Annotated in this window: 14 protein-coding genes; all 14 read right to left on the bottom strand. The window is 61.6% G+C overall.

Features of this window, described 5'->3' with window-relative positions; translation table 11 throughout:
• Nucleotides 1-30 precede the first annotated feature (30 nt).
• Nucleotides 31-450 (bottom strand): hypothetical protein, encoded by a 420-nt coding sequence (locus tag BFD71_RS27255; RefSeq protein WP_141710814.1) that lies wholly within the window; start codon nucleotides 448-450, stop codon nucleotides 31-33.
• 105 nt (nucleotides 451-555) lie between these two features.
• Entirely contained in the window at nucleotides 556-2,607 is a 2,052-nt protein-coding gene (locus tag BFD71_RS27250) for a hypothetical protein (protein WP_141710813.1), read from the bottom strand.
• A gap of 57 nt (nucleotides 2,608-2,664) precedes the next feature.
• Complete coding sequence (locus tag BFD71_RS41605; protein WP_176732966.1) at nucleotides 2,665-2,832, bottom strand: hypothetical protein; 168 nt, start codon at nucleotides 2,830-2,832, stop codon at nucleotides 2,665-2,667.
• Between the two features lie 3 nt (nucleotides 2,833-2,835).
• Nucleotides 2,836-3,846, bottom strand: coding sequence for a hypothetical protein (locus BFD71_RS27245; protein ID WP_069267432.1), 1,011 nt, complete (start codon nucleotides 3,844-3,846; stop codon nucleotides 2,836-2,838).
• A 76-nt stretch (nucleotides 3,847-3,922) separates the two neighbouring features.
• Nucleotides 3,923-5,161, bottom strand: a complete 1,239-nt coding sequence (locus tag BFD71_RS27240; RefSeq protein ID WP_069267431.1) for a hypothetical protein — start codon at nucleotides 5,159-5,161, stop codon at nucleotides 3,923-3,925.
• A gap of 10 nt (nucleotides 5,162-5,171) precedes the next feature.
• Nucleotides 5,172-5,816, bottom strand: coding sequence for a YmfQ family protein (locus tag BFD71_RS27235; protein ID WP_069267430.1), 645 nt, complete (start codon nucleotides 5,814-5,816; stop codon nucleotides 5,172-5,174).
• Nucleotides 5,817-5,819: 3 nt separating this feature from the next.
• A complete protein-coding gene (locus BFD71_RS27230; RefSeq protein ID WP_069267429.1) occupies nucleotides 5,820-6,989 on the bottom strand; it encodes a baseplate J/gp47 family protein in 1,170 nt (389 codons plus the stop codon).
• Nucleotides 6,989-7,441 carry a phage GP46 family protein gene (locus BFD71_RS27225; protein ID WP_069267428.1) on the bottom strand — a complete coding sequence of 151 codons (453 nt, stop codon included), beginning with the start codon at nucleotides 7,439-7,441 and terminating at the stop codon, nucleotides 6,989-6,991. The genes BFD71_RS27230 and BFD71_RS27225 overlap by 1 nt, the downstream gene beginning before the upstream one ends.
• Nucleotides 7,438-8,016, bottom strand: coding sequence for a phage baseplate assembly protein V (locus tag BFD71_RS27220; RefSeq protein ID WP_256094946.1), 579 nt, complete (start codon nucleotides 8,014-8,016; stop codon nucleotides 7,438-7,440). The genes BFD71_RS27225 and BFD71_RS27220 overlap by 4 nt, the downstream gene beginning before the upstream one ends.
• A gap of 11 nt (nucleotides 8,017-8,027) precedes the next feature.
• Nucleotides 8,028-9,107, bottom strand: coding sequence for a phage baseplate assembly protein (locus tag BFD71_RS27215; protein ID WP_069267426.1), 1,080 nt, complete (start codon nucleotides 9,105-9,107; stop codon nucleotides 8,028-8,030).
• A gap of 3 nt (nucleotides 9,108-9,110) precedes the next feature.
• Nucleotides 9,111-10,544: a DNA circularization protein gene (locus BFD71_RS27210; RefSeq protein ID WP_069267425.1), complete on the bottom strand. Its 1,434-nt coding sequence runs from the start codon at nucleotides 10,542-10,544 to the stop codon at nucleotides 9,111-9,113.
• Nucleotides 10,541-12,400 (bottom strand): phage tail tip lysozyme, encoded by a 1,860-nt coding sequence (locus tag BFD71_RS27205; RefSeq protein ID WP_069267424.1) that lies wholly within the window; start codon nucleotides 12,398-12,400, stop codon nucleotides 10,541-10,543. Before BFD71_RS27205 ends, BFD71_RS27210 begins: the two co-directional genes overlap by 4 nt.
• A 58-nt stretch (nucleotides 12,401-12,458) precedes the next feature.
• Entirely contained in the window at nucleotides 12,459-12,800 is a 342-nt protein-coding gene (locus BFD71_RS27200) for a phage tail assembly protein (RefSeq protein ID WP_069267423.1), read from the bottom strand.
• A 2-nt stretch (nucleotides 12,801-12,802) separates the two neighbouring features.
• Nucleotides 12,803-13,186, bottom strand: coding sequence for a phage tail tube protein (locus BFD71_RS27195; RefSeq protein ID WP_069267422.1), 384 nt, complete (start codon nucleotides 13,184-13,186; stop codon nucleotides 12,803-12,805).
• Nucleotides 13,187-13,238: the final 52 nt, after the last annotated feature.

The following is a 13,238-nucleotide window of genomic DNA, read 5'->3' as shown; positions in this document are numbered from 1 at the left end:
GCCAAAACGCTTTCAGTCGCTGCCCTTTCGTCATGGCGTATCCGTCGGCCGACGGCCTCCAATCTGTGCCTGCAGTTCAACGATCCGGCGATCCTTCTCCGCCAGACTGAGCATCAGCGCTTCGATCTTCAGTCGGTCCTGAAGCCGGTCCTCTGCCGCCTGCTGGACCATCTTGCGGTACCGCGCCTCGGAAACCGAGAGCAACCGCCGATAGCGTGTCTCGCGGGAAATCGCCTTGTGGTATTGCGCCTCCCATTCCTTCGACGCGCGGGCGAGGCTCTCGAGGGTCGATGCCTCGATCTCGTCGCGGCGCATCTCGAGCTTGTCGCTCGACTCGGTCTTCCGCACACCGGAAATCTCCCTGCGCGCGCGCAGCCAGCCGGCAGACATCGTGCCTGCGAGCACGGCAAGCGAAGCCGATATGCCGGAAAGGAGCTTTACGAGGCTCATATCATCGCCGGATGTGGGCATGGGCTTCTTATGCTCTCGATATGGTTTTAGAAATGAAAAAAGCCGCCAAGAGGCGGCTGACTGAGTGCTTAGATTTGCGTGCCGTCACTTCGGCATCAGTTGAACCATTGTCTGGAGCGAATTGGAACGTATCACTCGATAGGACGGGAGTGCGCTCAGAAGATCGACGCCCAAATCTGGCGTGCTGCCGCCCTGTCCAACGAAGACACAATCGAACTTGTGCTCATTCAACTGTGCGATCATCGCATCGCGGTCGGCGACTGTGAGCGTCTCCATATAACCGGGACCAATCAGGGGCGAAACGAGGTGAAGCGACGCATAGTAGAGCCCTTGTCGTTTAGACAGGATGACACATGCGTCGCCCCTCTTAGTATTCGACGAGATGAATGCGACTTCATCGTGGACCACTGGCGATGCGGGAATTGACCATTGTGCAATCGTAGACTTCGCCGAACTTGCGAGCGCTGGAATTCCCTGGGCGAAGGCCAAGCCGCAAAGCAGCATGACACCCCCGGCAACAGCCGCAGGCGCGACGAAGATCCGGTTCAGTATTCCAGCTGCCGTTGCTCGAACGAGTCGATCAGCCATCAACGAGGCAGCCAGTAGCGCTGGCCAAGATACCGTGATGAGGTTCAGGATATGAGACCTCCCCTCGTAGTACACAAAGAGGCCTATTCCGAGTAGGCACGTATAGAGCAGCACATCAGCCGAGCGGCTCCGCGGCGAATGTCGCCATGTTGATGCTGCCGTCAAGATGCCCAGCAGATAAACGCCCAGAACCGCCATCCATGGGCTTGCGCGCAGCGGTAGCGGCAGCATCATAAAGCCCAACCCATAGAACAGCCGTTGGTAGCCAACTAGCCACGTCCAGTGCAGCGACCTGTCTGCCTTGAGCGTGAGGTAAAGAACCGCAGTGGTAGCGACCATCGCGAAAATCGCGATATGCAACCATAGCTTCAGGAGGATCGCGCGACGCTCGCGACTTGAGTTCTGCTTGTCGCGGAAAAACAGGGCGCTCCATTTCGCAAGCAGCAATGCGCCAAAGGCCAGCGCTACCATCACCCCTGAATCGGCATTCCACAGACTACCGATCGACCCAATCAATGAAATCAGGGCCGCGCGCCGGATCGTCGGCTTTTTGGCGTAGAGGAAGAACGCAAGGACCGACACCGCCGGCCAAAAAAATCGCACGGGCCAGTACTGGAAGTACAGCTCCGGAATGCCAAGCAGAAATAAACACGTCTCGTATGTGATCATCACAAGCGCGACGCCAAACCCGATCTTGAACAGCGGGTGTCGTAGCGAACGCTGTGCGACCCAGTACACGGTTCCAAGCGAGACTATTTGCATGGCCGCAAACAGAGCGGAAAAAGAGAATATCGATAGCCCGAAAAATCGGAGAACAGGCGCGACGAATTCTGGAAAGAGCCCGTACTGTGAAGGTAGATCTGCAAGGAGTGTGCGACCTCCGACAACCTGGCTCACGGAATAGGTGACGGCGTCCATACTCATCCACCACGTATTACCCTCCGTGATCGAATTCACATTGAGAATGCGCCAGGCCGCTATCTGCAGCATGGCGCTCGAAGCGAAAAGCAACCATCCACTAATTGTCGATGGTATCCGCGTAGAGCGGATCGATGCTTTTATCGGAGGCAAACACGTTAGCGCGGCAACCACGACTACGCCGCAAAGGAGCAGGAAATGATGTGCACCGGACGGCGTCGTCCCCGTCAGTAGCGAGACATCGAAGCCGAACTCTGCGAAGGGCACGAAGAATGCCACCCCAACAGCTGCGGATATTGTCGCTTTCAACGCGTAAAGAAGTGAGTACGCTGGACTGCCTCTGGACTTCAGCGCGCAGAAGAACGCAACGACCGGCATTAGCGACGCCAGCAAGAGGAAAGTGAAGCGCTCGACAGGCTTGGGATTTAGCAGCGGGCGATAGACGGGCAACAGGATGGAGGCATCGATTGGATGATCTCCAACATGCGACCGGTACAAAGAGCCTGCAAGCCAAGCGACAGCTGCCGCTCCGATCACTAAGCCCACGAATGCGAGATAAAGTCTCGCAACTGATTCATCTGCTCGAGCGCGCCGCGCCAGCGAACTCGGCGCGAGTCTGGTCGTATTCATGCCCATCCGTGGCCATTTTGGAAATGGTGCATTCTACGCGATAGTCCCTAGGTGGCTTTACGACGACGCCTGGATTGCCACCCACTGTCCATTCGAATACTGCCATTGACCGAGTTCGAGATTGAACTCGTCTGCTACTGGAATGGCCGTCTGCCCAGGAGCATTCGTTTCGACAAATCCCCATGCCACCAACACGTTGTTTACATCAACAAATGCATTTTTCATAACTTACTCTCCGCCATTTGGAACGCTGTACCCAGTCACGTCGATCGTTACAGACTGACCTGAGCCAGCGAGAATCGCGATCTGGTAGTTGAAACCTTGGGTAATCGCCGGGAATCGTTTTGAGGCGCCAGACGTACCCCATGTTGCCGACGCGGCGCCCGAGCCTTGGATGCCCATCTGAAACGGAGAGTGTGACGACTCGACCTGAATAATCAAGGTCAAACCAGCTGGCCCCGCGGCGGTTGCGTTAATAGAAAGATTCGGAACACTTAGCTCGAACTGGACAGCATTGGGCGGCGTGAGCGTTGCGGTGGTGATCGCGGCAACCGATGTAGAAGATCCCCCCGTGATAACGGCTTGCTGATCCGCATACATGATCCACGAGCCACGCTGGCGCACAAGCATCAGCTGCGAAGACGCATTTAGATAGACCGCGCCGATATACGCCCAGCTCGTATAGCCATTCGGAAGCGCTGGCCCGGTCGGCGGAGCGCTCGCGCTCGAAATCGTCGCAAGCGTGGTGCCATTCCAGACGTAGTAGAAGTGAAGCCACGTCGATGCCGCGAATGCACCGGCTACGTCCCGACCATTAGCGACGGGGCCTGCGGTGAGAATGTTATTGGTGATTACCCCGGGATTTGAAATTGCTGCACACGCCCCGGTCGTCGGGTTTCGCACGACAACCAGATCGCACGACGTATCGAACTGCGTGTTCGGCGTGGCACCGTTGTTCGCGGCCACCATCTTGCGCACCGAGTACGATCCAGCGGCATACGAACTCGTCAGCGACTTGATGGCCAGCAACACCTGGTTATATGCCGTCTTGCTAGGCGAGATGCCAGCGGCTTCCACAACGTTGAGCAACTCCAGCATGAGCATGTTCATGAAGTCGCTTCGCAGGACCGTTGCTGCCTCCGCTTGCGCCGGATTGCCGTCGGTAAAGTAGCCTGACGTGCCCGCTGCGGCTGGCGTCGGCAGCGCAGACACGGCGGTCGGATCGTCATATTGGTACATGCAAACTCCAAAAATGATGAGGGTGCCTAAACGCGCACTAATGAGGAGCGTGGCGACGCAAACAAAGAGCCATCACTCAATGGAAGCGGAGGCAGTTGAGATAGCCGAAGGCGGACATCGTGCTCGTGCTAAAGGCTGCGAAGGTGGACAGGTATACCGTGGTGGCGCTCGAGACGTTCACCATAAGCATTCCGACGGGATAGATGTTTCCGTTCCCGCCAGCAGTTGATGGCAAACTGACAAGGCCGAAGTAGGCGCCGGAATTCGGTGCGCTCGGATTGCTCGCCGATACCGTCGAGATCCACCCGGCCTCCGTCGTGCTGACGGTGGTCGAGCCTGCCAAAAACGCAATGTTTCCGTAGCAGATCCAGTTCCCCGCGGTGAGGGGTACCGATGTAACGTTCGCTGGAGTACCGGACGTAAGCGAGACCGCCGATCCGCTTGGCACATTCGAGTTCTTGCATTCACCAACGTTTCCCGTACTCGCGCACGCTCCGGATGTCACGCCGACGATCGTTGGCGTGGTGATCGTGGGTGAAGATGCGACGAACGCCGTCGTCGCAACTTGCGTGGTGCTCGTTCCGGCCGTGGCGGTCGGAGCCGTTGGCGTGCCACTGAGTGCGGGCGATGCAAGTGGCGCGTATGTGCTCGCCGCACCCGATGTCGTGAGATAGCCAGAAATCGATGCTCCGGACGGAATCGTGACCGTCCCAGTGAATGTCGGGCTTGCAAGAGGCGCGTATGTTGAAGCGGCCGTCGCACTGGTCAGATATGGCGAGAGCAGAGACGTGAAGCCGCTCCCACTAACGGTCCCGCTGACCGAGAGGCCGTCATTGATGGTGACGAGCCCGCTCGACAGATTGACTGAGAACGGGATGTCGGTATAAACGCCGCCAACGTATCGCGCGATGACGAAGCTAGTCGACCCCTGGCTCGCCAGTCCCCACGTGTTGACGCCGCTGGATTGAAACTGAAGGAGAGCCTGATTTGCACCGCCCGAATCATTGAACGTGATCGTCGGGTTGACATACGAGACGGCGAGCGCGCCGGTCATCGTCCCACCGGCCTTCGCGAGGCCGCCGAGGTTGGCCAGCGCAGCCGTCGCGGTCGCCGCGCCAGTGCCGCCCAGGGAGACGCCGATCGGTGCCGTCAAACCGGTAATGGTGCCGTTTGTGATTGTCGGCGAAGCCAGAGCGGAGTTCAGCGCGGCGGCGGTCAGCAGTTGCCCCGACGCAAATTGGGCGTGTGCCGCCATGGATGTAAGCGCGAGCGCGCCCATCGCCGCCAGCCGGCGGGCAAAAAATCTCAGGTTCATAGCGTATTGGTTAGCCGAGAGTGTTTTCGTTCAGGACGAAGTTTTCGTTCAGTCTGCCGAGGCCATATGTGAAGAGCAGCAAGGTGTGCGCCGGTTTTACCGTATTGAGCTCGCACTCGAGCACTGTGTTGTTCCACGACTGCAACGCGTCACCCATCGCCGATTGCCCCATGGTGAATGGGATCAAAGATGCGAGCGGCGCATTAACCGCCCATGTGAATGCCCAATCAGGGCTACCGAGCTGGGAGCCCATGGCCTGCTGCCCCATTCGAAACGGCGCGTACTGGGTGACCGTCACGGTAAAACCGAGCCGTGCCGCGTAATCGATGAAGTATTGGATGGACTGGCCGCCGGTCCCTGCGAATCGAGCCAGTACCTGCGCACGCCGCGCGGCGACAGTCGGCTGCTCGCCGGCGCATGGGTCCGGAAGGCCGAGAGTCAACTCCCATTCCGGAAGCAACTCATACGTCGACGCTGGAAATGCGTCGATCAGAAGATTGTTTGCGCGAGCATTGAGGCGTTCGAAGACGGGGGTGAGCGTGCCTAGCACTGCGGACTGCTTCGCATCGGTGTCGCGAGGCCACACCCGACCACGCGGCAAAAGCGCCTGCAACGCGCGAAGGTAGTCCGCGGCGCTGTAATTAGGAGCGAGCATGGATCAGATGTAGTTGACAGTGCCGAGCACAGGCAATTGGCCCGTGCTCGTGGTGATATTCGCATTCGTCGGAAGCGACGTAGTCACGCCTGCGACTGTGCTTGTGACCGCGGTGATCAGATAGCCACTCGTGCCGGAGACAGAATTAACGGCGCCGGTAAGGTCGGACCAATCGATAGTCCCTTGTGGCTCGCCAGTTCGAATGAATATGTCGGCCAAAGCGGAATTGACCGCGGCTTGAGTAGTGGTGCCTGCTGAACTGAGCCCTGAGATCGTGAAGCCAATCTGATTTTCGATCGGGGAGCAGGCATACAGAAGTGCAGTAACGGGCTGTTCACTCACGATCTTGTCCGCCACCATCAGCTGATCGCCGGAGGCAACTATGCCACGCGGCAATCCGCCCGGGCCTTCATCGTATTGCGATACACCGTTCGTGCCTTGCGGAAAGCCGGAGTGCGCCGACTCAGCGTCATCCATCATGAAATACAGCACGACGGTTCCGACGCCGAAGCCATTGGGCAAACACCATGCACGTGTCACGCCGGCGATGTCCGTGGCCCACTTTACATAGTCGTTCTGGGCTCCTCCCTGCACCGGGCTCTGGTATGCGTCCATCACGCGCGTACGATAATCCTCTTGTTCCTCCACGTCCGCGCCGGGCGTAACCGTTCCGGAGACAGCTCCCGTCGACGGGATTCCCGCAATCGCAGTCGTGAGCGTCATCGCGGTGCCGTTGTCGCAGTTCGCCGCGCTGCCAGCGACCATCGCCTGCACTTCGACGGTCACCGTCCCGTCGTTCGCAACTTGCGTCGACGACAAGACGGTATAGAGGGCATTGTCCTGCCGCGAGACGCCGGCGCCAGCATTGACGGGCGTCCCGGGAACCGCCCCAGTGAAGAGGACATTCAGCACCGTTGCGGTGGCTTCCTTCAGGTAGGTGCTCTTGAGTGCACCCCACCCCGCGAGGTATTCGTCATCGGCCGTCCACGGCACCGCCTGTTTCGCGATCCAGTCGAGATATCCATAAACGCCCCAGATCATCGCGGCCAGCGCGGCACCGAGGATCTTCAGGACAGCCTTCTGCAGGAACGCGAGGATCGAGCTGAGTCCCGTCTGGATGTCGCTCCAGATCTGCGTGCGAAGCTGGGTGAGAGTAGGTCTCGAGTACGGCATTAGTTTGTTCCCCACGCCCAGTTATAAGTCTGTGGTGCACCACCGCCGGGCGGCCACGCGACGATCGTGCTGGCCAGCATGTCCGCGCGAGCCCACTGCACGCCTACGTTAAACCGCGCGACCACGCTCGTGTCGATCAGCCACTGAATTGCCTCAACGATATAGTCATAGGCATCGCGAAGCGTCTCGTCGGTGGGTGATTTGCGCCGCGCGAGTAGCCAGAGGCGCGAGCCCGTGAGGCCTGTCGGATCGTCGGTACCATCGTCGCCCCACCACCCACGACGATCGCTCGAGCCGTCCGGAATGACATCGTCATCCGCAGCTTCGCGATCGCTGAACAGGCTGAACAGGAGGGCTGTCTGCAGGTCGTCACCAGTCGCGATGTCGTTGGCGAGCAGCTGCCAGTCCCCGCGCCCGTTCGCGGCGTCCCAATAAATCTTGATATCGCTCATACGGTGTTGTTCGGGCCCGAAGTTGTAATCGTGCTGCCGCCCGTCTGAACTTCGACGACCTGGTGATCGTGCGAATCGTGAGCCTCGCGCAATTGCGCCACCGTGCTCGTCTGGGTGTCGCAGTTGTCCACGATGTCGCCCGTGCATTCGAAGCGAGGCGTGACCATGCGAACCTTCGACGCCGCATTGATCGTCACGATCGTGGCGTTATCCACCTCGACCGGTTGCCCGTTGGCCGCGACCTTGATGCCGCCGCTTGCCGTGAGATGGATCTGTTTGCCATCCTGCGTATAGATCACGCTCTCGCCCGGCGCGAGATTGCGAACGCGGTACTTCTGGTGGTTCGATGCGACGATCACGCCGTTGCTTCGATCGCCACCGACGAAGACCATGGCCACGTCGCTGCCCGCCGGCGGGTTCGAGCTGAAGCCGAAATCGTGGACGATCGGGATGTTGTCGATCGTCTCGAGATCGTTCACCGTCAGCTGAGCCATCTGCACGGGGCCGGAATCCTTCACGAGATTCACGCGTGCGCGCCCGATGATGTTCAAAATGCGCCGCGCTGCGCGGTCCATGAACCCTTTACTCATCGCGCAGCCCCGGTAGTACTCGCGTCGACGAACATCGGCTGGAGCGCGATCGGCTCCGCCGCGTACGCCGCGGGATCCATGATGATCAGCTCGGCCGTGGTGCCCTCTTCCGCGTTGCGCTTGTAAGTCACCTCGCCGATGAGCCACGTCTGCTGCGAGATCTTCAGCTTCGGGATATCGACATAGACCAGGGTGTTGGGCGTCCACAGCGTGCCTGATGCATCCCGCCAGCTGTCGGTCTTCACCATCACCATCGCCGCGCGCCCGGCGCGCCGGTTCATCTCCCAGATTGCACGCCGGCGCGCGAGATCCTGAAAGCCCTGAACGGCCTCGGCGACGATGTAGCGCTCGCGCACACGCTTCACGCCGACGTCGCTTACCGTGGCGATCATGTTCGGCCCGATACCCGCGTCCGTGAATGACAGAACCGATTGCGCGAAGCACGTGTATGACGAAAACCGGTCGCGCGCCGAATAGACGACCGACGCTTCCTGAATGTTCAAACCCTGCACCAGGCCGCCAGCGGCCTGCACGCCGGAATTCGAGCGCGCTAGCCGCAGACTCCCGTCCGGCTCGTCGTAGACCAGCAGCTGGCTGAAGCGGCTCACGCGCTCGACGATCTCGAACGGTGTCTCGCCGATGAAGACGTTGAACTGCGGGATCGCGATCAGGTCGCTGACATCACATTTGACCGTGATGCCGTAATGCGCCGCCAGCTTCGTCGCGACGTCGAGCGCCGAGGTGCCGCTGATCTGTCCGTTCGGCCACACGGCCGAGCAATCGACCAGGTCCTCACACTTGCTGCGGCCAGCTACGCGCACGGTATGCGTGTTCGGGCCGATCGAAGGGATGTAGTCGTCGATGTAGCCCGTGAGCACGAGGTCCACGCCCAGGTCGATGAGGCATTCGTCGCCCGGCTGCACCACGACCTCGGTCACTACATCCAGCTCGATCTGCTCTTCCGTAAGCCCGATCTCGAAATCGGATACGCAGCGCTCGATGCCGCGCGTCACGCGGATGTCAGTCCAGCCGGTAATCGTCTGGTCACCGACGCTCAAAAACAGTTCATCGTCCATCGATCAGTTCGAAAGCGCCTGAAACGTTGCGGGCATAAAGAGCGGATGGACGGGCGCGACCTGTTGCACGAGCTGGTCGGCGCGCGTGGCGTCGCCATAGATCCGATGAGCGAGCACCAGCGCCGGCAGCGATCCGTTGAACGACATGGTCGACAGCGATGCGAGGTCCGCACCACGCGCCTGCAGATCCTCGACAACGGAGTTGCGAAGCGTGCGCAGCGCGGCGAACGAATTGTCGTCGCCGGCGTCGGCTGCGGTCTCGATCTCGTTGTCGAGCAAGGTCGTGACCGTGGCGATCATCGACGTCGCGTCGTCATACGAGGACGGCTGGTAGACGGACACGGACTGCGCGAGCTGCGAGATTGCCGCGCGCCGCAGGAGCGCAGACGTCGCCGCCTCCATGGTCGACATCGCGCTGCCGATCGTCGACGTCGTATACGTGCCGCTCGGCGCGAAGCTCGCGAGCGATGACAGCGATCGGATCGCGTCGGCGGGACTCGACATCGTCGCGGCCAGCGCCGCGGCGTAAGACTGCGCCGCCGAATTGAGTGCGGCCGACGACGACGGATTCGCGGCCGCTGCCGTGAGCGCGGCTCCCGCCTGTGTGAGCGCAGCTCGAGCAGTGGCATCCGCGTTGAGCAGCTGCTGCGCCGTGGTGCCCGCCGGCGCCGACTGGTTCGACCCGCTGTACCCGGAGTTGCCGGCGCCGAAGAAGCGGCCGAAATTCCCCGCCAGCGTGCTCACGGAGTTCGCGAAGCGCCTCACGTCATTGACTGCCGTCACGCCCAGTTGAACCCAGCTCACAGCAACGCCCACGCCCGTCTGCACGATCGCGGCGCCCTCCTGGATTGCTGCGGCCGTCGACTGAACAAAATCGAGCGCTGCGCCCAGACCGAGCGCATCCGCCGCCCTCTGCAGGAGCGACGTCGTGTCGCTCACCGACGAGGTGTCCGACCGCACGCCGTTGCGCATGAAGACGAAGCGCACGACGATCACGCGGCCGTGCTCGAGACTCTCGCCGGCCTGCGCATCGAGGCATGACACATTCTCGATGCGGCCGAAGGTCGGGTGCACGAGCGTCTGCGCCCCGCTCTCGCAGACCGTCACCATGCGATCGCGCTGGCCGATGACCGCGCCGCCACCATACACACGGCTGTTCTCGACCAGAAAGCCGAAGATCTCGAAGCGACGTGGCAGCTTGCCGAGTTCTTCGACCCAGGCGTCGTCGCGGAAGGCGTACTCATGCACCGCGTTGCGCGTGCCGAACTTCGTGTTCGTGCTGACGACGGCGAACGGCACACCGCCGTATGATGCCTGGCGCAGCGATCCCCACCACGAATTTGCCGACGGGCCGGTGAGCAGCGACGCGAGCTCGCTGGTCGCGGATGCGACGCCGCCAATGCTGCCGGCGAGATTCGTCAGCGATGCGATGCTCATATTGCAGGTTCCATGAGTGCAGAATCGCCCACGTTCGTGGACGCCGTCGTGTTGCCCGTCGTGCGCACGGTCGCGCGCGTGCCAGGCGGCGCGTTCGGCAGCTCGACCTTCACATGCACCGTGCTGTCCCTGCTCTGCGCGACGCTCTGGTTCACGGCGACGGCGTCGGCCGCTCGGCTCGATGCTTCGCCTTCGGCATCCGCCGGACGCTCGTAGAGCCGCGAGACTACGTCGCCGGCCTGCGCCGCGGTTTGCGCCTGTGCCAGCGCGTCGCCGGCGCGCTTCTCGGAGCCCTGCCGCATCTCGTAGTCGACGAACTGCAGCTGCTGGTCGAGCGTCGAGTTGCGGATATCGATTCCGAAACGCTTGCGAAACGCGTCCTGCCGGTCCTTATGCCACTGCCCTAGGCCGTAGGCCGTGCCGTTGTCGCCGACGGCACTGGCGTTGTATCCGCTCTCGCGGTAGAGGTTGGCGGCAATGCCGGAGGCCTGCGCCTGCGACCAACCCATATCCTCGAAGCGCTGCACGATCGCGCCGGTCTGCGAGTTGTCCGCAGCGCTGTTCACGAACAGACTGCGGATCGACCGGAATATGCGGCCGCCGAGACCCCCATCGGCAGGCGCAGCGGCGTTAGGCGTGGCCACGCCGCCGGCGATCGCTTCCGCGACGCGCTGATCGCGGCCAGCAGCCGATTCGCCGGGCAGCTGATGGATGCTGCGATCGAGTGCCGCGGCGCGCTCTTTCTCCGCGATATAGCCGGCCGCCGCGACGACCGCCGCGCCGCCGGGCCCTGTCGTCGCGGCGATAGTCGTGAGAAGGCTCACAAGCCGCACCGCTTTCGCGATCAGCGTCGTGATGCTCAGGATTGGGCCGGCGAACGTGATCGCGGCGATCGCCGCGCCAATCGTCTTCACCCCGCCCAGCGAATCGACGAACCCCTTGATCTCATCGGCCTTCGCCGACCAGTCAGTCTCCTCGATCCAGCGCGCGATCTTCGGGCCGTACTCGTTTGCGATCGGCCCCATCTCGTCGGCCACCTTTGCGAGCGCCAGCGCGAGAGATGCGCCGATCGAGTTCTTCAGCTTGTCGACGTTCGCATCGAGGCCGACGAGGGCCTCGTTATAGCGTTCGCCCTGCGCGATCTGCTCGGGCGTCATCACCGCGTTGAGCGAGCGGAATTTCCCGACATATGCGTCGATCGCCGCGCTGCCCTTGCCAAGCAGCGGCGCGAGGTCACTCACGCCGAAGATCTCGAGGAACTTCTGGCGCGCCTGTGTGTTCGAGATCTTCGAGGCGGCGTTCGCCACATCCTTCAGCGCCTTCGCCGTATCGATCGACCCGTCACGCAGCCGATGGATGCCGATGCCCTTGTCCGCCAGCACGCCGGCAACGAACGTGTCGCGGCCCGCGGCGGCATCCTCAAACGCGCTGCCGACCGACTTCAGGCCGTTGGTCATCGACTCGCTGGACACGCCGGCGAGCCGCGCTGCACCCTGGTATTCCTGCAGCTCCGTCGTGCCCATGCCGATGCTGTAGGCCGTGTTCCGGATCTGCACCGCATTGCGGCCCCAGCTCGTGGCCAGCGCGACGACGCCGGCGACGGTTGCAGCGCCCGTCAGCGCAGCGACCGGCGGCGCGAGCGACGCAACCCGGCGCGCCGACTCGGTCGCGAAAATGCCGACCTTCTCGATGCTCCGCCCGAGCTTGTCCATCCCCGTCTCTTTCGAGAAAGCGGAGACGGACGCCTTCACGTCCGAGATCGGCTTCGTGATCTTGGCGACGGCCTTGTTCACGTTCTGCGCGACGGCCGTTGCCCGGTCGACTGCAGTGATCGTGATCGAAAACACGTTGGCCATCAGGAAGATCCTTTCAGACGTTTAGCTTGCTCAAACCAGTAATTGAACTTCCGCAGCGTCATGCAGCCGGCTGCGTCGGGTCCCCACCGCCAGAAGTAAGTGACGTCTGCGCGTCGGTCCCCGAGCTCTCGCCAGACTGCGGGGGCGTCCAGGTAAAACCCGACAGGTACGCCGTCGCCTCCTCGTAGTCCGTCTTCGTCATCTGGCGCGCGACGATCAGGGGAATGCCGCCGACCATCGAGATCAGCGCGGCATTCGAGGCGTAGGCGCTGCCCTGCGTCTGCGCGCTGCGGTCGAGCTCGTCGACCGTCGGCTCGCGCAGCGTGATCGAGTCGTAGGTCTTCGTGTCGCCCTTGATGGTGATGGGCTTGCGGAGAATGAGAATTTTCGTGTCGTCCATGTTCAGCTCGTGGTGGTTTCAGTAACGCATTCGTCGGGACCCTCGAGACGCACATCGAACTTCGCGTCTTCGGAGTCGACTTCCTGTTCCTCGACCGACCACATGTCGCGGCCGATGATCGTCTTGCCGTTCGCGAGTTGCGCGACGCACGTGACGTCGGTCCAGTTATTGATCGATGCGACCGTCAGGCCGCCCCAATCGCGGAGGTTGAAAGAGATGTACGGCGCCGACGGCTTTTCCTTGTAGCCGTGTACGCGGTCCATGCCCGCGAGCGTTTCGCGTTTTCTGCTGGCCGGCTTGTATTTGAAGTCGCCGGTGATCATGTACGTCGTACCGTCGACGGTCAGCGAAGCGGTGCCGGCGAGCAATCCGGTGGGAGATGCCATTGCGTGTCTCCAGAAGAAAGGAGCGCGCCGCAGCGCGGCGCATCAGGGTGTT

Origin of the sequence: Paraburkholderia nodosa, from assembly GCF_001718195.1 — a bacterium.
Taxonomy (GTDB): Bacteria; Pseudomonadota; Gammaproteobacteria; order Burkholderiales; family Burkholderiaceae; genus Paraburkholderia; species Paraburkholderia nodosa_A.
Note: the sequence above shows the minus strand (reverse complement) of the source record. Positions and strands in the feature narration are given on the sequence as shown.

Bases quoted from the DNA above. Each gene is read 5' to 3' on its own strand.
- BFD71_RS27200 (WP_069267423.1), bottom strand. From the start codon at position 12,800: ATGGACGACACGAAAATTCTCATTCTCCGCAAGCCCATCACCATCAAG.
- BFD71_RS27240 (WP_069267431.1), bottom strand. From the start codon at position 5,161: ATGAACCTGAGATTTTTTGCCCGCCGGCTGGCGGCGATGGGCGCGCTC.
- BFD71_RS27210 (WP_069267425.1), bottom strand. From the start codon at position 10,544: ATGAGCATCGCATCGCTGACGAATCTCGCCGGCAGCATTGGCGGCGTC.
- BFD71_RS27225 (WP_069267428.1), bottom strand. From the start codon at position 7,441: ATGAGCGATATCAAGATTTATTGGGACGCCGCGAACGGGCGCGGGGAC.
- BFD71_RS41605 (WP_176732966.1), bottom strand. From the start codon at position 2,832: ATGAAAAATGCATTTGTTGATGTAAACAACGTGTTGGTGGCATGGGGA.
- BFD71_RS27235 (WP_069267430.1), bottom strand. From the start codon at position 5,816: ATGCTCGCTCCTAATTACAGCGCCGCGGACTACCTTCGCGCGTTGCAG.
- BFD71_RS27230 (WP_069267429.1), bottom strand. From the start codon at position 6,989: ATGCCGTACTCGAGACCTACTCTCACCCAGCTTCGCACGCAGATCTGG.
- BFD71_RS27245 (WP_069267432.1), bottom strand. From the start codon at position 3,846: ATGTACCAATATGACGATCCGACCGCCGTGTCTGCGCTGCCGACGCCA.
- BFD71_RS27205 (WP_069267424.1), bottom strand. From the start codon at position 12,400: ATGGCCAACGTGTTTTCGATCACGATCACTGCAGTCGACCGGGCAACG.
- BFD71_RS27195 (WP_069267422.1), bottom strand. From the start codon at position 13,186: ATGGCATCTCCCACCGGATTGCTCGCCGGCACCGCTTCGCTGACCGTC.
- BFD71_RS27215 (WP_069267426.1), bottom strand. From the start codon at position 9,107: ATGGACGATGAACTGTTTTTGAGCGTCGGTGACCAGACGATTACCGGC.
- BFD71_RS27220 (WP_256094946.1), bottom strand. From the start codon at position 8,016: ATGGACCGCGCAGCGCGGCGCATTTTGAACATCATCGGGCGCGCACGC.
- BFD71_RS27250 (WP_141710813.1), bottom strand. From the start codon at position 2,607: ATGAATACGACCAGACTCGCGCCGAGTTCGCTGGCGCGGCGCGCTCGA.
- BFD71_RS27255 (WP_141710814.1), bottom strand. From the start codon at position 450: ATGAGCCTCGTAAAGCTCCTTTCCGGCATATCGGCTTCGCTTGCCGTG.